Annotated in this window: 19 protein-coding genes; 8 read left to right on the top strand and 11 right to left on the bottom strand. The window is 32.9% G+C overall.

The genetic code is table 11. The features are described from left to right. Nucleotides 1–243: 243 nt before the first annotated feature. Complete coding sequence (pckA, locus tag AC0J6S_RS06185) at nucleotides 244–1,845, top strand: phosphoenolpyruvate carboxykinase (ATP) (RefSeq protein ID WP_474955914.1); 1,602 nt, start codon at nucleotides 244–246, stop codon at nucleotides 1,843–1,845. Nucleotides 1,846–2,011: 166 nt separating this feature from the next. After that, nucleotides 2,012–3,112: a DUF4407 domain-containing protein gene (locus AC0J6S_RS06180; RefSeq protein ID WP_474955913.1), complete on the top strand. Its 1,101-nt coding sequence runs from the start codon at nucleotides 2,012–2,014 to the stop codon at nucleotides 3,110–3,112. A 114-nt stretch (nucleotides 3,113–3,226) separates the two neighbouring features. Here the strand turns inward: AC0J6S_RS06180 and AC0J6S_RS06175 are convergent, their stop codons facing one another. Further along, nucleotides 3,227–4,279 (bottom strand): helix-turn-helix domain-containing protein, encoded by a 1,053-nt coding sequence (locus AC0J6S_RS06175; protein ID WP_474955912.1) that lies wholly within the window; start codon nucleotides 4,277–4,279, stop codon nucleotides 3,227–3,229. Between the two features lie 142 nt (nucleotides 4,280–4,421). On the opposite strand from AC0J6S_RS06175, the gene AC0J6S_RS06170 reads away from it, so the two are divergent. Both AC0J6S_RS06170 and AC0J6S_RS06165 read left to right on the top strand, forming a co-directional pair. Continuing rightward, nucleotides 4,422–6,656, top strand: a complete 2,235-nt coding sequence (locus AC0J6S_RS06170; protein WP_474955911.1) for a TonB-dependent receptor — start codon at nucleotides 4,422–4,424, stop codon at nucleotides 6,654–6,656. 16 nt (nucleotides 6,657–6,672) lie between these two features. After that, nucleotides 6,673–8,058, top strand: a complete 1,386-nt coding sequence (locus tag AC0J6S_RS06165; protein WP_474955910.1) for a hypothetical protein — start codon at nucleotides 6,673–6,675, stop codon at nucleotides 8,056–8,058. An 82-nt stretch (nucleotides 8,059–8,140) separates the two neighbouring features. Here the strand turns inward: AC0J6S_RS06165 and AC0J6S_RS06160 are convergent, their stop codons facing one another. After that, nucleotides 8,141–8,851 (bottom strand): PH domain-containing protein, encoded by a 711-nt coding sequence (locus AC0J6S_RS06160; protein WP_474955909.1) that lies wholly within the window; start codon nucleotides 8,849–8,851, stop codon nucleotides 8,141–8,143. A 201-nt stretch (nucleotides 8,852–9,052) separates the two neighbouring features. Next, a complete protein-coding gene (locus AC0J6S_RS06155; protein ID WP_474955908.1) occupies nucleotides 9,053–10,231 on the bottom strand; it encodes a glycosyltransferase in 1,179 nt (392 codons plus the stop codon). Between the two features lie 182 nt (nucleotides 10,232–10,413). Between AC0J6S_RS06155 and AC0J6S_RS06150 the strand changes: the two genes are divergently transcribed. From AC0J6S_RS06150 to AC0J6S_RS06140, 3 genes are read left to right on the top strand one after another with little or no spacing between them, the layout of a single operon-like run. Next, nucleotides 10,414–13,503, top strand: coding sequence for a hypothetical protein (locus tag AC0J6S_RS06150; protein WP_474955907.1), 3,090 nt, complete (start codon nucleotides 10,414–10,416; stop codon nucleotides 13,501–13,503). After that, entirely contained in the window at nucleotides 13,503–14,735 is a 1,233-nt protein-coding gene (locus tag AC0J6S_RS06145; RefSeq protein ID WP_474955906.1) for a hypothetical protein, read from the top strand. The genes AC0J6S_RS06150 and AC0J6S_RS06145 overlap by 1 nt, the downstream gene beginning before the upstream one ends. Then, the gene (locus tag AC0J6S_RS06140) at nucleotides 14,722–16,275 is read left to right on the top strand and encodes a glycoside hydrolase family 2 TIM barrel-domain containing protein (protein ID WP_474955905.1); all 1,554 of its coding nucleotides are present in this window, start codon (nucleotides 14,722–14,724) and stop codon (nucleotides 16,273–16,275) included. The genes AC0J6S_RS06145 and AC0J6S_RS06140 overlap by 14 nt, the downstream gene beginning before the upstream one ends. Here AC0J6S_RS06140 and AC0J6S_RS06135 read toward each other — a convergent pair. The 3 genes from AC0J6S_RS06135 to AC0J6S_RS06125 form a co-directional block, all read right to left on the bottom strand. Next, nucleotides 16,265–17,461 (bottom strand): glycosyltransferase, encoded by a 1,197-nt coding sequence (locus AC0J6S_RS06135; protein ID WP_474955904.1) that lies wholly within the window; start codon nucleotides 17,459–17,461, stop codon nucleotides 16,265–16,267. The two genes, AC0J6S_RS06140 and AC0J6S_RS06135, sit on opposite strands and share 11 nt — an antisense overlap. Nucleotides 17,462–17,534: 73 nt before the next feature. Then, nucleotides 17,535–18,815, bottom strand: coding sequence for an oligosaccharide flippase family protein (locus AC0J6S_RS06130; RefSeq protein ID WP_474955903.1), 1,281 nt, complete (start codon nucleotides 18,813–18,815; stop codon nucleotides 17,535–17,537). Between the two features lie 18 nt (nucleotides 18,816–18,833). Continuing rightward, the gene (locus tag AC0J6S_RS06125; protein WP_474955902.1) at nucleotides 18,834–19,124 is read right to left on the bottom strand and encodes an STAS domain-containing protein; all 291 of its coding nucleotides are present in this window, start codon (nucleotides 19,122–19,124) and stop codon (nucleotides 18,834–18,836) included. 151 nt (nucleotides 19,125–19,275) lie between these two features. On the opposite strand from AC0J6S_RS06125, the gene AC0J6S_RS06120 reads away from it, so the two are divergent. Further along, the gene (locus AC0J6S_RS06120) at nucleotides 19,276–21,336 is read left to right on the top strand and encodes a tetratricopeptide repeat protein (protein WP_474955901.1); all 2,061 of its coding nucleotides are present in this window, start codon (nucleotides 19,276–19,278) and stop codon (nucleotides 21,334–21,336) included. A gap of 141 nt (nucleotides 21,337–21,477) precedes the next feature. Here the strand turns inward: AC0J6S_RS06120 and AC0J6S_RS06115 are convergent, their stop codons facing one another. From AC0J6S_RS06115 to AC0J6S_RS06095, 5 genes are all read right to left on the bottom strand, one after another. Continuing rightward, nucleotides 21,478–21,834, bottom strand: a complete 357-nt coding sequence (locus AC0J6S_RS06115; RefSeq protein ID WP_474955900.1) for a hypothetical protein — start codon at nucleotides 21,832–21,834, stop codon at nucleotides 21,478–21,480. A gap of 203 nt (nucleotides 21,835–22,037) precedes the next feature. Next, nucleotides 22,038–24,476, bottom strand: coding sequence for a DUF4114 domain-containing protein (locus tag AC0J6S_RS06110; protein WP_474955899.1), 2,439 nt, complete (start codon nucleotides 24,474–24,476; stop codon nucleotides 22,038–22,040). Nucleotides 24,477–24,590: 114 nt separating this feature from the next. After that, nucleotides 24,591–25,298: a LytR/AlgR family response regulator transcription factor gene (locus AC0J6S_RS06105; RefSeq protein WP_474955898.1), complete on the bottom strand. Its 708-nt coding sequence runs from the start codon at nucleotides 25,296–25,298 to the stop codon at nucleotides 24,591–24,593. 13 nt (nucleotides 25,299–25,311) lie between these two features. Continuing rightward, entirely contained in the window at nucleotides 25,312–25,629 is a 318-nt protein-coding gene (locus AC0J6S_RS06100) for an Hpt domain-containing protein (protein WP_474955897.1), read from the bottom strand. After that, a complete protein-coding gene (locus tag AC0J6S_RS06095) occupies nucleotides 25,629–26,855 on the bottom strand; it encodes a GAF domain-containing sensor histidine kinase (RefSeq protein WP_474955896.1) in 1,227 nt (408 codons plus the stop codon). Before AC0J6S_RS06095 ends, AC0J6S_RS06100 begins: the two co-directional genes overlap by 1 nt. Between the last annotated feature and the right edge of the window lie 5 nt (nucleotides 26,856–26,860).

The raw sequence follows: 26,860 nt of genomic DNA, 5'->3' as shown, positions 1-26,860 counted from the left end.
CTATTACAGTACATTTATTCTACGGTTGTATATACTTATTGGCAACCAACAATCTTACTTCTTTCGATTTTAGCATCATTGGATTCGTTACTCCTATTGGCGGACTCCTATTAATACTAGGCTGGGGCGTTTCATTATTGAATATTATGAATAAAAATTCACAAAATTAAAAGAATCAAAGGCTAACTGAAATATAATTTCTACTTTTGCAGTCTATAAAAAAGTAACTACAACAATAAATTTATGGACAATAACACGCTTTCCTCGCAATCGATTTCGTTAAAAGAATTAGGAATTGAAAATGCCAAAATTCATTACCAGTTATCTCCTGAAGAATTACACGATATAACTATAAAAACAGGTCAAGGAATTGAGACTTCTACTGGAGCATTAGCAGTAAATACAGGAGAGTACACCGGAAGATCGCCACAAGACCGATATATTGTTAAAGACAGTATTAGTGAAGATCAAGTTTGGTGGGGGAAAGTAAACATCCCTTTTGAACCAGCAGCATTTGACACATTATATAATAAGGTTACTGCTTATTTATCAGACAAAGAAATTTACGTTAGAGATTCTTATGTGTGTTCTGACCCAAACTACCGATTAAATGTTAGTGTAATTACAGAAACTCCTTGGGCAAATTTATTTTGCTACAATATGTTTTTGAGACCAGAAATGGAAGAATTAGCAAATTTCGACCCAGAATGGACTCTTTTATGTGTACCAAGTTTTATTGCAGATCCAGCGGTTGACAGTACACGTCAAAGCAATTTTGCCATTCTTGACTTTACAAGAAAAGTAGTTTTGATAGGTGGAACTGGTTATACCGGAGAAATGAAAAAAGGAATTTTTTCTGCTTTGAATTTCATTTTACCCGTTTTCAAAAATACGTTACCAATGCACTGTAGTGCTAATGTTGGAAAAGATGGTGATACTGCAATTTTCTTCGGATTATCAGGAACCGGAAAAACAACTTTATCAGCAGATCCAAACAGAAAATTAATTGGTGACGATGAACATGGCTGGACGAACGAAAACACAGTATTCAATTTTGAAGGAGGTTGTTATGCTAAAGTGATCAACCTTTCGGAAGAAAACGAACCGGACATTTTCAGAGCTATAAAAAAAGGAGCAATCCTTGAAAATGTAATCATCAATAAGGACACCAATGAAGTTGACTTTGAGGATATTTCCATCACTCAAAATACCCGCGTAAGTTATCCTATTTTTCATATCGACAACATTCAACCCGGTTCAATTGGTAAAAATCCGAAAAACATCTTTTTCTTAACTGCCGATTCATTCGGAATATTGCCTCCAATTTCGAAACTGACTCCAGGACAGGCTGCGTACCATTTTATTTCTGGTTATACTGCAAAAGTTGCTGGAACCGAAGCTGGAATTACAGAACCTCAGCCTAATTTTTCGGCTTGTTTTGGCGCACCTTTTATGCCATTACACCCAACAAAATATGCTGAAATGTTGAGTAAAAAAATGAAAGATGCCAATGTAAAAGTTTGGTTAATCAATACAGGCTGGACTGGCGGACCTTACGGAATAGGAAGCCGAATGAAATTAAAATACACGCGCGCCATGATTACCGCTGCCTTAAACGGAGAACTGGACGATGTGGGGTATGAAAATCACCAAGTTTTTGGAATTGCAAAACCGCAAACCTGTCCAAATGTACCTACTGAAATATTGAATCCTAGAAACACCTGGGAAGATCCAGAACTATACGATAAAAAAGCGATTGAATTAGCTCAAAAGTTCAAAGCTAATTTCGCCAAATTTGAAGAATTTGCTAATGCCGAGATTATGGCGGGAGCACCAATCGCATAAGTTAATTATAATTCAAAAAAGAAAGAGAGCTGTTCCTTGTGAGCAGCTCTCTTTTATTTGGTACAAACCGTAACAAAAAGCATTAAACAAATACCAATCAAGTATTTATACCAAAATTCATTTTTTGGCGTTAAATTTGTAATCATCATTCAAAAAATCATCAATCATGTTAAAACAATTTTTCATCCTTTGTTCCGGAGCCGATAAAGACTTACTTGAAGGCTGTTCCGAAGGCGAACAAACCAAATATGTAGGTATTGGCGCCACCGTTTTCTTTACCGCAATCATGGCTTTTATAGCCAGTTCGTATGCACTTTTTACCGTCTTTGACAGTATGTATCCCGCAGTTGCATTTGGTATTGTTTGGAGTTTACTTATTTTTAATCTCGACCGTTTTATTGTTTCCACCATTCGAAAAAGAGACAAAATAGGAAGTGAGTTTCTGCAGGCAACTCCCCGAATTATTTTAGCGGTAATTATTGCAATAGTAATTTCCAAGCCATTAGAAATTAAAATCTTCGAAAAAGAAATCAATACCGTATTGTTGAAAGAGAAAAATGCGATGGCTTTAAATAATAAAAAAGAAGTAGCGAATTATTTCAAATCGGATTTGGATAAAAATAAAGCCGAAATCGATAAATTAAAATCCGAAATCACAAACAAAGAAAAAGAAGTAAATACCCTTTACGAAACCTACATCACAGAAGCTGAAGGAACAGCAGGAACCAAAAAATTAGGCAAAGGTCCCGTTTTTAAAGAAAAAATTGCCAAACATGATTTGGCAAAACAAGAACTAGATACTCTACAAAAAACCAACTTGGCTAAAATTGCTGAAATGGAGAAAATTACTAAAACCCTCCAAACTGATTTAGACAAGAAAGTTAGCGAAACACAACCTATTATTGATGGATTTGACGGCTTAATGGCACGAATCAATGCATTGGACAAATTACCTTGGCTGCCTTCGTTTTTTATTATGTTGTTGTTTTTAGCTATTGAAACTTCTCCTATTATTGCCAAATTACTTTCTCCAAAAGGCGAATACGATTATAAATTGGAAGATCTGGAAACAGCGTTAAAAGCAACAATCGAACAAGACAAATACCAACGTACTTTATTGGTAAAAACTAGCGCAACGATGCACGATAAAGTCTACGGAGATATTGCTGATGATAAACAATTGTACGATTTACAACGAAAAAACGCTACTGATTTATTAGAATTACAATCCAATAATTTTGTAGAAAAGCAGAAAAGAACGCTTTAAGTCAAAGGTTGAAAGTCCTAAAAAAAACAACTGTCGACTGTAGCGCTTTATATTTAAATAAAATGCGTGAACATATATTAAATGGTAAGACCACAGAAATTTAATCTGTATATGTTAACAAAGGTATGGTGCAAGGATATCCAGAAAACTCCAATAAAAGAAAGCTACTTTTGTAACCTTAGTTAATTTTCTAAAACTCATAGGTGTAAATCCATAAAACTGTTTGAAGGCTGCCGAAAAATGAGATACATCTTTGTAACCACACGTGTAGGCTACTTCACCTACATTTGAAGCCATATTCTTTAATAAATCTTTGGCATATTCCATTCGGAGCTTAGTTATATAACCTTTTACTGTTGTTTCAAAACAAGATTTAAATCCTTTTTTTAGTTTAAATTCATTAAGCGATATTGCTCTGGAAAGTTCTGGAAGTGATGGAGCATTTGTAAAATTTGCTTCTAAAATCAATTTTGCTTGGAGAAGTTTTATGTAGTCTTCCTCATGTACAAGTACTTTTTCTAAAGGTTTTTCAATCAATGTATCCAGTTGTAATATTAAAAGCTCTTTAATTTTGGCTTCAATGTATATTTTCTGAATGGACCCCTCGAATTTGCTGTTTCTAATTTCATGAATAACCCATTGCATAACTGGGCTAAAGGGAACATATTTCAAAGTCAAATAACCCGCTTTTTTTTGGGAAATACTTTTTGAGAAATTTTGATGAAGTCCCCATTCATCATGAATCAAATAGCGGTAATAATCTAACGACAAGACAATTGAAAAGCTTGTAAAATCTATATTAGCTGGAATTTGCAACGTCCCATTTAAGTTGTTCGAGTATAAAATATTATGAGTGTTTTCGACACTCATTCCATTTTCATCTATTTGATTTGCTGTCACTTCTACATTATCAGAACCTATGAAATTCATTATTATAGATTCTCCAATTATGTCGTAATGTATTTTTTGCTGCGTTTTAAAATACATTTTAAAATCTAGTAGTACGATAGCTTTAGAAAACAAATTTGTAATCAATATTTGATCCGTATTTCCTTTTTGAAGACTAATTTTATTGTTATAAAAATGACTTTTTTGATTATCCAAATCATCAGTTTTAATCTCAATAAGTGGTTCCTCTTCTCCTTCAATCCGCAATTTAATTTCCATTATAATAATCCGTTTTTACAAAATAATAATCCGTTTTTACCTAACTCTATTATGGGTTTGAACAGTAAATTTGCAGCAAAGTTATTTATAATAAGTCTAATTAAGAATAGTTTTGAATAAAAAAAACATATTTCAATCAAAAATGAATTTAAAAATCTTTATCTCTATATTAATTTCTTCTCTCTGTATTTCTGCGCTGGCACAGGAAAAGAAAACGGCAGAGAATAAAACGGATGAACCGGAAATGTTACATAGCGTAGTTGTAAAAGGACGGTCTCAAAAGAAAAAAGTGGAAACCAGCGGTTTTGCGGTTGCAATTATAGACACTAAAGAGGCAGCGTTAAGAAACTTAACTACAAATGAATTACTTGACAGATCAGTAGGTGTGCGTGTAAGACAAAATGGAGGAATAGGTTCAAATGTCGAATATAATCTTAATGGAATGTCAGGGAGTGCCATAGGAATATTTATTGATGGAATTGAAGTTTCTACTTATGGATCTTCTTTCAACTTGAATAACATCCCTCCTGCTATGATTGAACGCATAGAAGTTTATAAAGGAGTATTGCCCTCTCATTTAACTGGCGATTATGTTGGAGGAGCCATCAATGTTGTATTAAAAAAAGATGTGTCTAAAAATACTGCCACTGCTGCCTTTTCTTATGGCTCGTTCAACACTTTTCAATCCGATTTGGGCGCAACCTATCGGGATAAAAGGACAGGAATTGCGTTTAGGGGGTCCGGCTTTTACACATATACGGACAATAATTTTGAAACTTGGGGCAGATCGACAACTTACGTAAATCATTTGCAACAAATTATTAGACCGTATCGAGCCAAACGATTCAATAACACCTACAAAGCTCTAGGAGGCCGTTTTGAAATAGGCGTTACCGATACCAAATGGGCAGATCAATTTTTTATAGGCTATAACGGATCCACTAATTATACCGAAATTCCACACGGAATAACTATGGCTGTACCTTATGTAGGCCGCTTTAACGAAACAGAATCGCATGCTTTTCTCTTTAATTACAACAAGAAGGATTTTTTGATCAAAGACCTAGCATTAACCGTAAATGCTGTACGAAGCGAACGCAATACTTATTTACAAGATACGGTAAGTTATGCTTACAATTGGGATGGAACCGTAAGAGAGATTATCGAATTTGGTGAAAGAGTTCCGCTTCGCACAAATGGGGCACAACAAGGTCCAAAAACAATAACAAACACTCAAAGAAAAATCACAAATGCGCGCTCCAATTTAGGCTATAGAATAGCTAATGGGCATTTACTTTCATTGAATCATAAATACGAAGCAACAGACCGAACGGATGAAGATTTATTAAATCCAGCTTCTAAAGATTTGGCTACAGAAAGTCTTATTTCAAAAAATATTATTTCTATGAATTATGAATCGGAAGCATATAACAAAAAATTAAAAATCAATTTACTTAGCAAATACACAACGAATCGTACCAATCAAACAAAATCAGAAATCCGCTCAACAGGAGGATTAAACACTATTATAAAAAAAGACACTAGTGCAGTTGATCACAATTTTGGTTATGGCGCCACCATGTCTTACAATGTAATTTCAAGCCTTTTTGTTATTACCTCCACCGAAAACTCGTATATAATGCCGACGGAATCACAACTATTTGGAGCATCTGAAATAAACATTTTACCAAATCTACAATTAGAACCAGAAAAAAACGTGAACTACAATGTTGGTTTTCGCTATGGAATCTTGGATTTAGGCGCGCACAAAGTTTCATTTTATGCAAATGCATTCTGGCGTAATGGCTTCGAAAAAATCACGCAACAAGCTGTAGATGTAACAGAAATCAAAGAGGAATCTGACGCAGATATACAAACAACTCGATATGTAAATCTTGGACGAACGCAAGCACGTGGTTTTGAAACAGAAATCACATACAGCTACAAGAGCAGATGGAATGCTTCTTTCAATTTTTCCCAATTCAACAACGTCTTTAAACAAGAAATTGACACTAACGGTAGTTCACATAGTTTTTATGGACAACAAGTCCCTAACGAGCCGTACTTAACGATGAATGCTAATTTTCAATATCGAATTGACAACATATTGCAAAAAAAAGTGAACCTCACTGTTTATTACAACACCGGATATGTTGGCAAATACTACACGGTCTGGGGCCAGCCAGACTGGTCAATAACTCCGAGTCAGTTTACACATGACCTAGGAGCAAGTTATCGATTTCCTTCCAAAAAATTAGTGGCGAGTATAGATGTAAAGAACCTGACAAACGCGGAATTATACGATAATTATAGAATTCAAAAACCTGGAAGAGGCATCTATTTCAAATTGAATTACACCTTTAGTAACTTTTTATAATCAAATCAATACAATCATGAAAAAAAATCTATTTAAAATAGTATTATTTAGCACTGCTCTATCTGCGCTGACATTAGGAAGCTGTAGCAATGACGAAAACGAATCAGGAACAACTCCAGTGGTGGAGACTACTCGTTGGATTACTTTAACAGGATCTTTTCCTGATGCCGAAGGAACTGCAGGTAACGGAGGAACACGTGCAATTACTATAACACCCGAAAATGCCGCTAACCCAAATTATGAAGTGGATCTTTTTAAATTGAATGGCGCTGAGTATGTTAATGGTTTTGCATTAAAATCTAGTAGAACCGCTCGTGTACAAGCATCTGCTGATGGAAAGTTTTTATATAATATTCAATACACAGGAACAGAAGGTGGTGTATTCAACAAATACAGTGTTACCAGTGCAGGCAACTATCAAGAAGTAGGTTTTGAGTTAAATACCGCAACTATATTGGGAACATCACCTAGATGGGTTAAAGCAGCAGAGGGAATTGGTGTAGGTGTGGCATTTGGTGAAGCATTAGATCCTTATACAGGAAGTGCTCCAAATTATGTGTACCGACACCCAAAAGGTAAAATCAAAATTGCCAACATAGACTTAAATAATACCGCTATTACAAATACAGGTATTATTGATGTCAATCTTGGAGCTGAATTAGAAAATCAAGGATACCATGTCTGGAGAGCAGATGTACCAGTATTGAACGAAGCTAAAACAAAACTGTATATTGGTCTAGGGATCAGAAGGCACAATATAAATGGTACCGTAACTACAAATGCAACCACCGGAGCGATTAATGGCTGGCAGACAACTACAACACGAGATTTAGGAACTGTAACGTATGTAGTTGATTATCCTTCTTTACGAAATGCTAAAATAATAACTTCCGAAAAAAGCAAAATAGACAATCTAGGGTACCGTACGATGACACAATACGTAGGAACTGACGGAAATCTTTACCAAGCAACTGCAACATCAGGCCCAGATATTTTGCGAATTAGTAAAACTAGCAATGAATACGACCAAAGTTATCATTTTAACTTAAATTCTGCTTTAGGCACAACCAATGCAAGTATTAAATCCTGGAGATATGTGAAGGATGGTATTGGAGTGGTGTTATATACTACTACAAGTATAGCTGGCGGTTACCTAGCAATAATAAATCTGAATGATAAAACAGCCACTAAATTAGTAACTGAAATTGAAACGGACGCCGCCTTGTCAACAACATTGGGCCAATTCCAAAACATTGGCGTTGTTGGAGATTATGCATATGTCCCGCTGACTCCTTCTGGAAAAGATGGTAATATTTATATTATTAACTACAAAACTAAAGAAATTACAAAAGGAGCTAAATTAAAAGCAGCTTCTGGCAGTTTCTACCTAGGCTCGTATTAAACAAGCTAAAATACGATCAAAAACAAACCCCCGACAATTTTAAAGCTTGTCGGGGGTTTGTGTTAAAAAAGGACTTTGTTTTCTACATAAAACTCAAAATTTCTTTTTTGAAAGCGTCGTATTCGCCTTGCAAAATCAATCCGTTATCCAATAATTTTTTATAATTCTGTAGTTTTTCAAAAAGTTCGTCTTGTGATAAATCACTCAAAGATTTATCTTTTGGACTTGTTGGAACGTCTTCGAATACTTGATTTTCAGCAATGAATTTGGGTTGTGAAACTGGCATTATTTCAGCAAAACTAGTCACTTCTTCCGTTTCCATTTCTTCAATAATATCGACTTCTTCTATTGGAGAAACTGGAACTTCATCCATGATGGTTGCATTCAATACAGACCCAACTTTCAAGATGTCCAATTGTTCTTTGGCGTACGTAAAAATCTTTCTCGCTTGAATTTTAGGAATATAATCGATAGAAACCTCCATATTCGTTCTGGTTGTAAAAGAAAACTCAGAACCCAGAATATTTTCTTTCACAAAAGTACCTTCGATCTCGTCCCAAGTATAATCAATGAAATTCATTGAAAGTCCCAGATTTTTAGGCTGACAAATAATAATTCTTTTATTGGTCAACACAATACTATCCGGCAAAACGGTAATCGCCGGTTTTTTCTGAACGGCTATGTAACCTATTTCTTCATTCTTCATCAATAAATCACTCAGTTTTGAAGCGATTTTTTCTATGGCTTTTGGGTCTTGTTCTTCGTTCAAAAACTTTTTAAATTGTTCTTTCATATGCTAGGCAGAATTTATTTCAGTACGCGTTTATGTTTTTTTAATCCAACTTTATTGGCAAAAGTAATGCCTAATTTTCTAATTCCTGAATTTCACTTTGCAATTTCTTTGTTAAACTTTTGAAAACCAAATGAAATCCATAAAAAAAAGAGACTATGCAAATTGCATAATCTCTTTGACCCGTATTTTTTTAAAGTAATTTTATTTATAATGAACTGCTATTTGACCTATTTGAAAAACAATTTTAAACGAATCTTTAAATGACAGTTTAGAACCATCCATATGAACCCATCTGTTCAATGGTTTTTCACAAACTAATTTTTTCGTTTCTTCGAGGCCATATATTTTTTTCATTCTCATGAATATTTCAACATCAAACAACCATTTAGTTAAGAACTTTTTCTGAAAAGTTTTTTCTATAACTTCTTTACTCATGATTTTAGCCCCACATTGTGTGTCTTTAAAATCCATTCCTAACGTTTTTCTGATTATAAAATTAATAGTCTTACTGATAATTGCTCTTGCTGATTCCTTAGCAATATCAGCTCCCATTCTGTTTATACGGGATCCGCTTACAATTTCATAATTTGAGTTTGAAATGGTTTGAACTAAATCAGCAAAGTCTTCAAAATTAGTTGATAAATCGGCATCCAAAAATCCGATATAATCAAATTGGGTTTGTTTTGCTAAATGTAACATTCCCAATCTTACTGCTTCTGCTTTCCCCCCATTTTTTTCACAATCAAAAATACTTATATAGTCTTCTTTTCCTTTCCGAAGTTCTTGTAAAACTTCAAGTGTTTTGTCTTTACTGCCATCATTTACAAAACACAAATGATATCCTAGATTTTTATGCACGAATTTTTTAAATTCATCACTTGACAATCTAGATTCTTCATTGTAACAAGGAATTACTACTCCTATGCAGTTATTCTGAATTAATCTATTGTCATTATTTATAGAACTTTCTTTGCTAACACCGATAAGTCTCTTGACTCTTGCTCCTATCTCATTAAGACTTAACGGTTTTTTCATATAATCAGAAACACCTAATTCGAAACCTTTTAATATTACATCCTCATCATTATTACCTGACAAAATCATAACGGGAATGTCATGTTTTTTGATTACTTTAATGTATTTGACAATTTCTAAACCTGCTGCTTTTGCATTATTATCGATAGTTTGATCTGCTTGAGTGGCACTATTAAATACAGGCATGTTGATATCTGCAATAACAAGATTGGGTAAGAATTCATCATACTTGGCAATTGCATCAAAAACATTGTTAGAACTTTTCACTTCATAGCCCAAATCCGTCAAGCATTTTTCTAAAGAAAGTAAAACTAACTCTTGATCATCTACAATAAGTATTTTCATGTATTTATGATTTTGGGTTCTTAATATGATGCAAATATATTTTGATTTCCCTTCTTGCTTGTGAATATTAGACCAATTACCCCAAATGTATAGATGAATGGATAAATCACTTAGACATGTAAAATTTAACTAATACATTGTTAATTTCTTATATTTACAACTTTGATAACAATAATCATTTAGTGAAAGAAAAATCTAATAAATATTTAATCGCAGCTCTTTTAATAGGGCTTGTCTTTCACTCTAGTGCAGTATTTTTTACATTAGAAAACACTTATGATGCTTTGATTCATTTGTTTTTTGCAAATCACTATGCTCACAGCTGGTTTGAACCTTGGAATTATAGCTGGTACACCGGTTTTACAGTAATGGGCTACCCGCCATTGGTCCATCAATCCATTGGAATATTATCATTAATTGGCGGATTAAAATTTGGATTATTCTCCGTTGCACTAATTGGGATTTTATTATTTATAACTGGAACCTATCGTTTTTCATTACTCATGACAGGCAACAGAACGGTTGCTGGTTACACCGCATTGTTAGGGGTTTTTTCATCTTCCTTTATAGAAACGCTTCATATTTTTGGACAATTACCCAGTATTATTGGAATATCGGTCTTGATGCATTCTATGCCAGAAATTTATCTTTGGATAAAAACGGGTAAATACAAATACTTTTTTTCTTCAATATCCCTATTAGCCGTAACGGTTTGCTCACATCATGTAACTCCTCTTTTTGGAATGATTTTTTTCATCTTTCCGCTGATAGGGATGGTTATTATGGACACTTCGAGAGAAAAAGTCACTAATTTCAAAGAAGTTAGTTTTAAAATTTTCTTTCAATCGTTCCTTTCCTTATTTAAAAGAATTATAGTATTTGGTGCCACCTCTGTATTTCTTATCGTTTTTTGCATTTTACCGTATTGGATTAATTCTAAGAAAAATCCTATCACGCAAGTTCCTATTCCACACGGAAGTCGGGATAATTTCCTCGAAGTAACCTCCTCTGGACTAATGTTTTTCCTAATTCCATGGGGAATATTATTGTTTTTCTTACCCTATATTATATACCGCTATTATAGCAAACGATACCTGTTTTTTGGCTTGTCGATCACTTTATTGATAATCTTGGGAACCGGCGGTACTACCTCTATTCCTTTGATAATTTTAGGGAAAAATGCATTTAACATCTTAACTTTAGATCGATTTACATTATGGGCTTCTATAATGAGCTTACCTATGTTTGGCGAATTTGTTTATCGTTTTGTTGAAGGTGATTTAAAGGAAGCAATACAAAATAGATTTGGCTCCGTGTATTATAAAATTTTAGGGGGACTAATGGCAGTAGCCTTTTTATTGATGGCCGTTTTCACCATTACAATGGGCTATTTCAGACCGTTTCAGCCCCAGAAAATAAATACATTACCCATCATAAATTTCCTTAATCAGGATCAGCACGACCAATGGCGTTATTTACCTCTGGGTTTTGGAGATCAAATGGCAACTTTATCGTATCAAACAAAGGCACTCACAGTAGATGGCAATTACCATTCTGCGAGAAGGCTTCCTGAATTGACTTCCAGAGCTATCGAGCGATTGGAAAATTCAAAATTTAGAGGGTTGGAAGGAATTGGATCTCTACAGCAATTCCTTACCGTTCCAGAAAAATACAACCTAAAATATGTTTTTTCAAATGATAAATTTTACGATCCTATTTTATATTTCTGTGGCTGGCATCGTTTAACACTGCTTGAAAATGGAATAATGGTGTGGGAGAAACTAAATATCCCGCCATTATCCAAAATTCTTCCCATCGAGGATGTTCCCGTTTATCAAAAATTAATGTGGGGAATTATTCCATTATTAACAGTCCTAATTGCGTTTGTACTGAACATTCAAATGATTTTGTACCAAGCTCTAAAATTAAAAACAACAGCTCCTCCCATCTTCTTCAATTTTAAAGTTCCGTATTTAGCTTTTTCAAGAAAATTAATTATACTGTTACATGTTTGGGCTATTATTTTACTGCTGATTATTATGAGTTTCGTTTATAAGCTTTACCTCAACAATGCAACACAAATCAGTCCGAAAAACGTTGTCAAATCTTACTATGACGCCATAGATTTCAAAGAATTCGAAAAAGCGTATTCATTTATGAATCCGCAAAGCAAATTATCAATTTCTCAATTTATGCTAGAAACATCCGTGGCTGACGGTATTTTAAATTCCTATGCTAAACTAGATGCTATTGACATTAATATTTTAGACCAAACGAAAGATAACGCCAAAATAGTAGCCAAAACAAAATGGGTCACCCCACTAGAAATAATAGCTAAGGAATATATCCATAATGTGACAAAAATAAATGGAAAGTGGTTTATTACTCCCATAAAACTTGACTTAGATATTCCACCGGATCAGTTTATGTCTAATAATGAAACCGGGTTTTTCAAGCATGGCCGAAGAATAATTTCTACCCAGCAGACCTATCATGATGATGTATTAAAACAACCCGTTCTTGAAATTCTCTCGGCTAAACTAATCAAGCTTGACAAAGAATACATTATTATTGGTGAAGTTCAAAACGTAGATAATGTTCCCGCGGATGTTACATTGAAAGCAACATTATATGACAAAAACAATAAAAAACTGGCGTCCCACAATGCTAAGTATGTTATCAAACACAAATTAATGCCAAAAGAAATTACGAGTTTCAAAGTTAACTTTGAAGATATTGCTTGGTTAAAAAACACAGATATACGACCCACTACGTTCAATCCGAATGAATTTACTCCATTAGAAATTGCTGAAATTCCAGTAACATTTGATATCCAATGTGCCGGCAATGTCGCCATAACAGATTTATATACACAAGTTGCTTTATCTGATTTAGAAATAACCGCCCAGTATTTAAAAGGAACCTTATTTAATTTTGGAATTCAGGAAGTAACCGTACCAGAGTTATTAGTTTCATATTTTGACCGTGATAAAAATTTAATTTATGTGGATCATTTCTTTGTGCGAGCAGGAGTACGGGTGCAACGCAAACAATATTTTGATTATTCATTAGTGGATTTATCCAAAATAAATCGTTTACACTCCTCCTTGAAAAACTGTTTTGTAAACGGAATGTCTAATGAATCAATTGCAAAAAACGTTGTCCCAAATAGAAATAATAACAGTGAAAAAGAACAATTGCAAAAAGTAAAAGGTAACGGTTATGATTTCATCAAAGTAGAAATAAACAATTATATTGGAAATCCACGATAATGAGAAAAACAAGTAACATCGTCTTTTTACTATCTGTCGTACTCCTTTTGGCGTTTGGAACTGCATTGGAAACAACTCAAAAAGAAGTTTTTATTCTAAATACAAAAACTAAATATTTTGTTGCAGGAAATGAGATAAAAATGCAATTTTCATCTGACTCTAAAACCACAAATCCCCAACTTTATATCATTCATTCCTATGGAAAAACTTTAGTTGAAGGCATTTCTAAAAATGGCAAACTGACTTTTAAGATTCCAGAACTATACGCTAAAAAAACTGGTACTGTATCCTGGTTTCTGATCGCTAATGAGAAAACAATTGCGCAAGGCATTTTTGAAATCATTCCCAATAAAAACACACAAACTCAAATTGAAAATTATTTGGGTCCAAGAAGTATTTTGGCAGGCGGAAAAGAATTCACGATGATGGTTGCTGTCCCCACTGATGGATTTGATAATCCGGTACTGGAAAACACTCCGGTTCTAATAAAAAATCAATTTTTAAACAATATTATAATTGACACCGAGAAAACCAAAGATTTCATTGCTTGGAAAAACATATTTTCCAGTAGACCATCCGGTAAAATTTTAGTATCAACAGAATGTAAAAACGTTGCCACAAAAGAAATAGAAACGGAAGTCTACCCCAATATAGCAACTAATTTCAGCATCAATTATACACGTAATCACGACTATGCCGATGGCAATCAAATCACAATTTTATCAACCTCAATCATTAAAGACCAATACAACAATGTCATTAGTGATGGGACCTTAGTCGCTTTTATTATTACAAATAAGAATAATATAATTCTAAAGACTTTTGGAACAACTTTAAAAGGAATCGCTACAGGTCAGTTATTACATCCGGATCATCCAGATTTTTACACTGTAAAAGGATATATTACCGGAATTGCAGAGAGTAACTCTTTGAACATCGCCTATAAACCTATCCTGTCCACATTCAATTATACTTTTTCAAATAGAAACAGAACACTAATTGTAGGTCCATTAAAAAGCTTTATGAACCAATTGGTTCCCGATGGAATAAAAGTTACCGTAAAAATCATCCATGAAAACAAAGTAGTAGCGACTTTACAAGAAGACACTTCAAATGGAATTGCAAAATTCCATATTGCAGCTGATTTTTATAAAGAAAAAAATTATCGTTTTGAAATCAATACTTTAGGCATTACTCAAAAATCAGAAACAAAATATTATGATCCTCATTAACAATAGAAATATAACCCGAGCAATTCTCATTTTATCATTCATTCTTATAAATGTATTGTTACTCTTGGGCATTAGTAAAGTACTCGATTATTTAAATTCTGGTGCTGACAGAACCTCTATGTTGCATTTAGAAAAAGAAACTATAAATACCTATTTACCAAAAGTAGTTTGGGAAAGCACTGACAATCCGGGAAGAGCTATGGAACCTAACACCTTAAAAACAATCGAAAAGGATTATCTTTTTTCTTGGTATGTTAAAAGCAAATCCCTGCAAGACAATTCAAGAGCAGGAATTGCCGATTATTACACTCAGAATACGCGTCAAAATTTATATAACACTATAAAAAATAATAGTAAAAATGAGATTACGATTGAGAGTACTACTTTAAACCACAATCCAAAATTAGATTTTTATAGTGCTGATGGTCAATTAGTAGTTTTCACTGATAAAAATGTAGTTGAATATCAAAAAGTATATCAAAAGAAAAAACTCATTGCAGCAATTCAGGACACAGCATCTTATAAAGTAATGATGCTACTAGAAGATGGTTTTTGGAGGGTGCGTCATTTACAAAAAATAGAAAGAACTGCCCTACCTATAGACACAGTAAAATCACATTCGGTGTTTAAAATAAAAGGAGATAAAATCACTAAAAACAATATTGATTTCACTGTCAAAGGAATTAATTACTACCCGAAAAATTCAGCTTGGGACACCTTTGGAGATGCTTTTAATCCAATTACCATCGGTAAAGATTTTGATATTATAAAAAATGCAAAGCTAAATACTATTCGGATTTTTATTCAATATGATGATTTTGGCAAAGCTGATGTCAAACAAGAAAAATTAGACAAACTCAAAAAAATATTAGATTTAGCCGCAACTAAAAACCTGTTTGTCATTGTTACCCTTTTTGATTTTTATAGTGACTATACGCTAGAAACCTGGACTTTGACGCACAGACACGCTGAAAAAATTGTTTCTACATTTAAGGACCATAAAGCCATTTTAGCGTGGGATTTAAAAAACGAACCCAATTTAGATTTTGAAAACAGAGACAAAAATAATGTCCTTAGTTGGCTGGAACACATCATAATTGTGGTTAAAGAAAGTGCTCCAAATCATTTAGTAACTATTGGATGGTCAAATTCTGCAGAAGCGATTCGTTTATCGAATCAAGTTGACTTTGTTTCTTATCATTTTTACAATGCAATCGAAGATTTGGAGAAAGAAACTAAAAATCTGGGGGAAATCACAAAAAAACCTATCGTAATTCAAGAATTTGGAGTCCCATCGTACAAAGGAATATGGAATTTGAGAGGTTCTAATGAAGAAGAACAGGCACAATATCATAAAAGAATGCAAGCCATTTTCAAAAAGAATGACTTTGCATTTATGTCGTGGACGTTATATGATTTCCCTCACGTACCGGATCAGGTTGCCGGCAAATGGCCATGGCAAAAGAAAAGACAAAAACGCTTTGGATTCATTGATATTAATGGAAACAAGAAGCCCTCTTTTCTTTTTATTAATCATTAGCCCATCTCAGTAATTTGTCATAATCGACTTGTCTAAAATTATCTATATACAGTTGAACTATCTTATCCATCGATAGTTCACAAGCTGCCTTATAGTTTGTCATGGCTAGTTTTCTGCGGTAATCGTCGTTATTTAAAATTGCTTCAATCGCTTTTGCAAGTGACTCTGTACTTTCAGGGTTAAAAAATTCGCCTTTATACCCTTCTTCCTTAACTAAGATACTTAAATCCCCTAAATCTGGCATTACAACTGCTTTACCATAACTTCCAGCCTGATGCAATACTCCAGAGCTTCCCGTCGTAGAAGTATATGGAAATACTACCATCGTACTTTCGTTAAAAATAGTAGCGACTTGATTTTCTTCTACATAACCAGTGAAACTAATTCCAGGAACATCAGCATATTTTTCTTTTACTCCTTGTAAATAGCCCGGAGTATTAGGACTATCTGTACCCGCAATTACGATTTCTATTGCTTCATTAGAAGATTTCCTAATTAACTCAACTGCATCAATTAAAATTTCCACTTTTTTATAAGTACCAAATTTACCAAATGCCATTACCTTTTTGGGACCTTGAGGTAAATCAAAATTGGGGTTTTTTGGTAGCTCGAAGGTCCCATGAGGAATTAATATAACATTATCTGCCTTGTATTTTTTATTTAAAACATCTACATATTTACTAATAGTTACTGCAACTTTATCCGATTTAAGAATACATCTAGTTAAACATGTCCCAATAAAATTATAGGTTTTTTGAGCCAATTTGTTACTGGTGAACCCAGCACTTTCAAGATCTACTTGTTCTAGTATGTTGTGCAATAAAACAATTGTATTACAACCTAAAAAACGTAAAATCATTGGTATTAATAATCCTAAAGCAGCAGGTACTTTTTTGTCTCCAAATTTTACAAACTGCAAATTGAACAAAACAGCATCTGGTTTTTCTTTTAAAATAGTTTTACAAATCTTGAATATGTTAGCGTAGCTGTTAAACTCCCAGCACTCTTTTACTGAAACTTTATCACTGTTTTCAAAGTCAAGTTGTTTTGGTTCCTTTGTTATATCAGTAATCAAAAGCAACTCCGACACTTCTGTTCTTTGTGCGAAATTTTTCACCAAATGATACCCATATTCATTTAAGGTTACTTTGCTCGGTGGGAATGATGTTACTACAGCTAATTTCATTGATTTTTCATTTTTATACCACAAATATCTTCATTCATTGATCTTCTTTTATTGCTTTTCGACGAATGGTTTATTAGTTAAGACGAACATTCTTTTTATTGTGATAAAAGAAAAACGACAATTGAAAAAACAACAATGCAATCATTGCAATTAGCTGCATTTCGACCACTTGTTGCAGTGAGTTATGGAACATCATAATTAATCCGATTTGGGTTAATCCTATTACTCCTGAGACAACAACCGGAATGTATTGATTTATTGATAAAAAATAGTAGGCAAAAATATTTGCAATAGCAAAAATAGAGGTAGCCAAAGCATATTTCCACAATAAAAAAGCTATTGACAAGTATGCTTTTCCAAACATCAAATGAACAACCATTTCAGGAAAAATGAACGTTACTAAAACTATGACCGTCGATAAAACAGCAATATAAGCCACGTACTTCATCAAAATTGGTTGTGTTTCCTGACCTTCTTTTTTTAGCTGAATTACTTTGGGTAACAAAAGCATCACAAACATCCAAGCCACAAAATAAACCACCCTACCTATTAATGCTAAGGACGCATACAATCCAGCTTGCTGATTATTAAAATAATGCTTCACTAAAATTATATCACTATTGTTTATGATAATTTGGGTCAGCTCATAAAAAGCAGTCAACATAAAAAAAGCAACAATTCCTTTTTTATCTATTAAATCGTCTTTAGACTCTAAACTCTTTGTGATTTGTACCGATGTTATAATTTTTTTTTGAAAAGGAATTAAGCCAAAGATAAATGACACCAATATTCCTATTGCAACAATTATTGAAGGAGAAACAGTAGGAAGTAATAAAACGGCAGAGATGGTAAGCAATAGCCGGCTGGCCATTTCCGTTTGATAGGTAAACGCTAATTTATTCATTACGTTTTTTCCCTGATACAAACCTCGATTGATACTCATCATAAAGTAAAATGGTATTCCAAGACCAAAAATAATAAACATTAAGGCAGTTTTTGTGTGAAATATATCTTGTAATTCCTGATTAAAAAACAAAATCGCCATTCCTGTCACGAGACCTGTTAAAAGGGCATATTTTGTAATCATCCTTGTGAAAATGGATAATTTTATTTCATCGAATAAAACGGCATATTTGGCAGATACTATCTGAAAAGTCATTCCTATAAATGACAAAATCAATAAAAATGTAATCAAAATTGCCGCATCTGAAAACGCAGCCGGTCCTAGTATGCGTCCCAGTAATAGATTATATAAATAATTACCTCCATTTACGAAAAGTATAGTAACCATAAATAACTGCTCAGGACTAAATTTTGTTGGTATGGAAGGAATAGTATAAGAGGCTATTTTCATAAGATGATGTTTAAAAAATTAAAGTAGAATGTCGTAATAATTCAATGCGCTAAATAGTTCTCTTACTTTCTGGTTTTCCTTTCCAATAATATAAAATAACGTATCGCTTTTCTCCGCTCTTCTATACAAATACGAAATAACATTCACTGAACTACTATCAATATCTACTACTTTATTCAATGAAAGAACCATGCCTTTAGAATGATTCATCAGCGCTTCAAAATGATTTTTTAAAGACTCTCCATTCTGTGTGTTTAAAAAGCCACTAATTTCATAAACTCCTCCGAAATATGTGATTTGAACTGACATAAGTTTTGAATTTTATTTGTTAATACTGATGCAAATATCAGCAGTATTAGTATGAAGCTTTATAATTCTTCGACGAATAGCCATTTGCTGTAGGTGAAATATCACGGCTTTATACTTAACTTGCATCAATATAAATCAAGAATTTAAGCGGATGAAATTATTAAAACAAACTATCTTTTTTCTATTCATCATTTTAAGTAATGTTGGACATGCGCAAGATATGAGCAAAGGATTCAGTAATTTGGAAAAAGGGGAATTTGACAAAGCCGAAGTGTTCTTCGAAAATGTTTTAAAAGACTATCCTAAAAACAAAACGGCACGTTTATGTTATGCCAGAGCAATCGGTCTCAATAAACAATCCGAAAAAGCATTGGATCTTTTTATAGATTTAAAAAAAGAATATCCCGGTGACTTAGAGATCGAATTGAATTACGCCGAATCATTACTTTGGAACAAAAAATTTGATGAAGCGAAAACATTCTACAGCGGACTTGTAGAGAGAAACCCTGATAATTTTGTGGGCCATCTTGGCTATGCCAATACCTTGTCTAATTTAAAAGAATATAAAGAAGCTCTTTTTCAAGTCAATAAAGCGTTAGAATTATCTCCTGGCAACCAAGGTCCTTTGATTTCCAGAAAATACATAAAATTAGGATATGCGAATCAAAAGGTAAATGAAAAAAACTATACCGAGGCTGAGACTTTTTATAATGAAATTTTAATTGACTTTCCTAATGACAAGGAAACGCTACTAAACAAAGCCAATCTATATTTAATAACTAAAAATATAGCTAAAGGCAAAGAAACCTATTCCCTTATTGCGAAAAACGACCCAATAATTGCTTTAAACGGGTTGTCTTTGATTGAGCATATCGACGGAAAAGATAAAAAAGCTTTAGCTTTAGCTGAAGAAGCAATCCAAAAGGCAAAAAGTAGCAACGATGAAAACATAATTAAACAAACACAGGAGCGTTATGTTCAGGCTTTGATTTGGAATAAAAAATACAAACTGGCAGCACTTAAAATAACTGAATTAAACACCAAATACGCCAATGAAAATTGGTTATTAGCGCTCTCCGCAACTTTAGCCATTTACCGCAGTGATTTTAAAGAAAGTATCCAATATTATTCTACTATTTTAGGAAATGATGCAAAATCATTTGATGGAAACCTTGGAATTGCAAATGCTTATTATGCATCAGGCGAAGTAATCAACTCATTGGGTGCCGTTTCAAAAACATTAGAAATTTTTAAAAATCAAAATGATGCCGAGAACTTCTTGAAGAAAATAAAAGGGGAATACACTCCTTATCTGGAAGAAAAATTAAGCTATTCTTTTGACAACGGAAACAATACGGCGATGTCTACAAGATCCCTTATTTCCATTCCATTATCAACAAAATGGACCATTAACACAACTTATCAATATCGGAAAACAGAAAATACCGTTTCAAACGTAAGCGCTAAAACCAATGATTTTTTATTAGGGATTGATTATAAGTTTCATCCTAAAATAAGTTACACCTTGGATGCGGGAGTTACCTCAGCAAATTCTAACACAACAAAATACAATCAGTTATTGATAAATACCTATTTCAAAGCAAAACCTTTCAAATTACAAGATTTAGAAATTGGATATAAAAGAGAAGTGCAAAATTTCAACTCAGATTTGATTGATAAACAAATTGCAACCAATAATTATTATTTAAATTATAACATGGGTACTAATTTTAATTTTGGATGGTTTACACAATACTTCTACACATCTCAAACAGATAATAATGCCAGAAACCTTTTGTTTACCTCTTTTTATTATAACTTCATGTCGAATCCTGTTTTAAAAGGCGGACTAAATTACCAATATATTGCTTTTAAAAATCAAGTCCCAACTGATTATTTTAGTCCGAAAAAATTTAATGCTGTCGAATTATTTTTAGAAATACTTAAAGACGAGAAAATTGTGGAAGCTAAATCTTGGTTTTATAACGCTAATGTGGCAACCGGTTTTCAATTCATTGAAGACAACACTAAACAGTGGACCTACAGAGTTCAGGCAAAATTCGGTTATAAATTCTCTGATCGTTTATTAGTGAATATTTATGGAACTCGAAGTAACATTGCATCGACCACAGCTGCTGGTTTTACTTTCAATGAAGCTGGATTGCGATTAAAATGGAATTTATTTGACAAGCCGATTTTCGATCTAAAATAACAGAAATTACCAAACCGATTTAAACCAAAAAGAGGGTGTCTCCATAACATCCTCTTTTATTAAATACAGTCTGTTTTAGCAAGTAAAATAGAAAAACTTACTCTACTGATATTTAAAATTCTATTTGTTTCAAAAACAAACTTAAATTACAAGTTGTAAATTAGTATCTTCAAAACCAACTATTTTTCTCACCTCTTCGGTATTAGGCAATACAGAACATTCTACTTCATCTATAATTACCTTAATGACAAAAGGAATTATTCTTGATTGATGGACCATTACTATTTTATCTTTTATCACTTTTTTCTCTGCATCAGGCTTACTTACAGGTCCAGCCCAATCCAAATTATAACAATAAGCAAAAGCTTCTTTTCGAACAAAAGTAATATATACTTCATTTATTAATGACCATTTTAAAGAAATCAAATAATATCCGTCACGATCTTCGAAACTATTTGTCGTTACAAATGATTGTGTATTGTGTAATTTTACCTTCATATTTTATACTTTAGTCTCTAAAACAAATTTATAAAATTATCGTTTAAAACGTAAATAAAATCGACATAAGACACTTTTTTGTTAAAATTATAAAATTTAAACTACAAATATTCCAACAATTACAAAAGTCGAAACAAAAGTAAGTTTCGCAATAAAAAAAAGACTGCCCGTGGTTGGCAGTCTTTTAAACACTATTTATTTTACTATTCTACGATAAATTTGGTTTGTAATTTTTCATTTTCTTTTGTTGTAACAATAAACAAATAAGCCCCTTTGCTTAAATTATCTAATGCTACTTGGATTTCATTATTAGATGGGATGGTGTTGTAGCTTTTTGCAATCAAAATTCTTCCGGATAGATCCATAACTTGTACGCTTGCACTTTCGGTTATTTTAGGTAAGACAAGTGTAGAGGAAATCTGGCATGGATTAGGATAAGAGAACAAACTCTTTGCAAATTCATCTGCAAAATCACTAGTCCCCAAAGAACCTGCTGTCTTAAAAGCTAATTGAGAAACATTAATCTCAAAAGGTTGGAAGGCGCTATAATTTCCTTGGACCGAAAAAACAATTCCTTTAATTTTTTCATTATTATATTTTCGTCCTTTTGGATTGCTAAATTTGTCTAAGAGAACATTGATCTCTGATAAAGTAGCATTTACGGGAAGTTGAAAACGCAATCTATCATTCCAGTCTGTCGTATTATCTGTTATCAGAACTACCTCAACAGGCAATGAATTTTGGATTTTAAAACCTATTGCAGTATATCCGTTTGCATCAAAAACTGATTCTCCCGGAAGAATATTTCTAAATAAATTCATAGTCCCAGAAACGCTGCCGCTAACAGTAGCATTGCGTTCTATTGCATACTGCTCGTTAGCACTACCAGTATTTACATTGTTATCTATAGTAAATGAATCCACTTTAGTATCTAATTTTGAATAATCCAATCCCCATGGACCATCAGCTAAATACAAGGCATCCATTTGCATTGATTTGTTTCCTAACACGGAGAAGCCAATGTCAAATATACCTCCTAAATTGCTTATTACATCTTGTTCGTAACTTCCTGACAAACTTATGTTTTGAGACACAAACTCTGTGGCAGATAATTCAGTTACTTTTTTATTTCCTTCGAAAATTATATTTGAGGCACCAGATTTATTGATTATAGAAAGATGCAATTGACCATTTTTATAGAATCCTTTTTTCACAAAAACAGTAGGAACTCTGTTGCTAACTACATCAGCAGTAATCTTTCCTTTTGCGGCAAATTTTTCTAAAATGCCATTTGCAATGCTACTAACCTGTCCCATCGAAGAGCCCCATATTTGAAAGTTAAGATAGTCTCCAGACGGATACTGCTCTAAATTCCAGTAGCTATGCAATTTATTTTCTGAAGCTAATTGCTGCATTGAAAAATTCAGAGCATACTCAATTAATCCATTAGCTCGTTTTAATTTCACCATTATGATTTCATAACCGTTCATTTCTATTGTTCTGATGTCTTCCAAAGCAGAACTATTTAAACGATCACAAATAGCCTTTGAATGACTGTAAATACCTCCAACGGTTTCAGTGGCTAAAACTGCTGCAACACGATTTGTTCCTTCATAATAATCTACTGAATATACTTGTTTTGCATTTGTAATTCCCAATAAATCAGTGGGACTTGAAACATATGTTGTTTCAGTTCCATACATTGCGGTAGTTGGAAGTAAACTTGCAAAATCATTTCCTACTGTTTTACCCGTCAAATTAGCAACAGCAAAAAACTTCTTTTGCAATTCTTTTTTGTCAGCAAAGCTGTTCGATTTTATTCTCTTAAAATTTCTTTTAGCAATAAGTGTCGCTAAATCTCCATTACTCTCTAAGCCTCCGTTATTTGCTGAGGAAACATTAGTGGCACTGCTTACATCCGCAACATTATATATTTTAAAAGCTTCAAATGGATTTGCTGACACATAAAAAACAGCATCATTGAAATCATTATCACAAGAAGAATTATCTCTTCTTATATCTTCGAAGCCTAGAATTATTCTTTGGTTTTCAGGGTCTTTTAGGAGTACATTGTGTTGTCTTAAAGTTGAAGATGACTCTGGATTAAAATTTGGGTTAGAAAACAATCTCCATAATCCATTGGTGACCTGAGTTCCATTCCATCCATTAGCCAAAAGAACCCATCCTATTCCTGTTCCTGCAGCAAAAGTTCCAATTTTCACCTTGTTTCCCGTCAATAAACTACCACCGCTTCCTTCGGCAGAGACATTAGGGAACACAATTGTAATATCGTTTGCACTTGGCGCAACTGTAGGTGGATTGTTAATATCGTAAGTATAAAATCCTAAAACATTTCGATATCCTGCCCCTTCAGAAACAAATGTTACCCATACGTCAGCGTCTTTTTCTAATAATAAATCCGTATCATATCCAGAAGAAAGGTATTGAGGATTATAAGTTGGGACAGGGTAATTTTCTGGCAAAGAATTCTTAATCAAGTTTATTGCTTCTGCGCTGACAATATCACTTGTTGCAAAATACTGTGGTGTGCCATCTGCTGTATAGTTACCTAGAAATTTAAAGTTTTGAGCAAAACACACAAAAGAAAAAAGCAACAAAAAAAAGAGTAAATATCTTTTCATAATTTTAGTTTTAAATTACGAATCAAAGATCACTGGCTTATTAAAGAATAAATAATATCTTAGATTAGTCAATACTTACTATAGTTGAAATACGATTTGGTAGGGACGAATAGCTTATAAAAGATTTAGTCTTTTCATTAATTCCGGTCTATTGGCGCGGCTTACTGGGATTACGTCTTTGGCAATCAAGACACTATTATCTTCAATATCAATAATTTTTTTAGTGTTGATAATGAAGGAGCGATGCACTTTTAAAAATAAATCTTTAGGTAATTTATCTTCTATTTTCTTAAGTGTAGAATGGACTACATAATTTTTACTTTCTGTTTTTATATGAATGTAATCTCCCTTGGCCTCTACAATATTTACAGATGCCATTTCAATTTTTACCAATCTGCGATCTATGTTTATGTAAAACTCATTTGCATTATCCTCAACAATTGGTTTAATTTCTGTTGCTTTGGAAGTGATTTTATAGGCATTTGCTTTTTGAATTGCTTTTTGAAATCGATCTTCAGTTATGGGCTTTACTAAATAATCTACTATGCACTCGTATTCGAAAGCTTCTATGGCGAAATTTTTATCGGAGGTTACTAAAATTATTTTTGGAGGACTTTTTAAACTTTGGATAAAATCAAATCCTGTAAAATCAGGCATATGTATGTCTAAAAAAATTAAATCTACTTCATTATTATTCAAGAATTTTATTGCCTGCATAGCATTAGGAAACTCCTGCATTAGGTTAAGTTCAGGATGTACAGTAATCATCTGGGTCATAATAGCTCTTGCCATCTCTTCGTCATCTATAATTATGCAATTCATACAGTAAGAGGTATTACAAACGGTTTACAAACTCTTGCATGATTTTCAAAATATTTTCAAAATCAGCATGTAGACCTGTTGAGTTATTGTTTAGATTAGCTTCAAATTTTTCAGCAATATAATAACTTTTTTCTAAACCAAGTATAGATATTTTATGTTTTAGTTTATGAACGGATTGAGCAGCCTCGGAATAAATAGTATTTGCCATTTGTTGTGAATAGCAATTAATTTCTTCGGGAAGTTCTTTTTTAAGAATACCAATTAATTTAGCTCTGAATTCAAGATTATCTCCCGAGAGGTCGTTGATGTAGGTTAGATTAGGCTGTTCCATTAGTTTTTGGGTATTGTAAAATAAAATGTTGAACCACTATTTTCCTCACTTTCGACCCAAATTTTTCCTCCTTTAGATTCAATAATTCGTTTTGCTATAGACAATCCTAAACCAACCGAATTAAAGTTATTGTGTAATTTCATAAACGAGTCAAAAATTTTGTTGGTGTATTCTTTTTTTATTCCTATTCCGTTATCTTTAATTTTAATAGTTTGAAATTCTTCGTTTTCAGTACAATCAATTTCGATTGATGGGGAATCACACTTATTATAATCAATCGCATTTTGAACTAGATTTTGAAAAACTTGCGTCATTCGTTGTTTGTTCCCATAAACATTTGGTAAAACATTTGAAACATTGATTTTAAAATTAGTAGGGATTTCTAATTTTTTTAAACAATCGTTCACAACTTCATTTAAATTAAAATTTGTTGCAACAGTATCTATTTTATCAATGGATGAATAATCTAAAATGGCAATAATAAGATGATCCATTTTTTCTAGATTTTGTAACATCTTATCAAATGACTCTAATGTTTGTTCATCAAATTTATTAAGATTATCTTCTTTTACCCAATTAATAAGTGCGTTGATATTTCGTAATGGAGCTTTTAAATCGTGAGAAACCGCATGAGTATAGTCGTTTAATTCTTTGTTTTGCTTTTCTAGATTTTGTAATAAAATTTCTTTTTTGTTTTCTTGTTCTTTAATTCGCTCTTCGTTTTCTTTTCGTTGCCTTACATTTACAAGCATGTTAGCAAAAACAAAGAGAATATTTTTTTCATTTTCTGAGTAATTAAATAATTTTTTCACTGAATCAAAACCAACAAAACCAATAAGTTCTCCAGCTTTAATCATTGGGATTGCTATTAAACTTTGTATTCCTTGAGGTTCTAAAATTGCTTTTAGCCCAAATTCTCCTTCGTCTGGCAACTTATTTACATCTTTAATGTAAAAAGCTTCATTTTCTTTATGTGCTTCTAGCCATTGAGGAATATATTCTATTGGGATATTTTGTAAGTTTTGTATTTCAGGCTCGATTCCTGATGCACACCATTCATGAGTATTGTTTGTAGTATTGTCGATTAAATTATAGGCAAAAATATAGCTTCTGTCTGCCTCAACAAATTCGCCCATTTTTTGCAATGAATTATTAATCAACCCATCAATATCATGTAAATCTGCATTGATATATTCTGTAGATATACTGATTAATAATTGTTGCAATCGTA

This window comes from Flavobacterium sp. TS_SC_5 (assembly GCF_056156265.1).
Note: the sequence above shows the minus strand (reverse complement) of the source record. Positions and strands in the feature narration are given on the sequence as shown.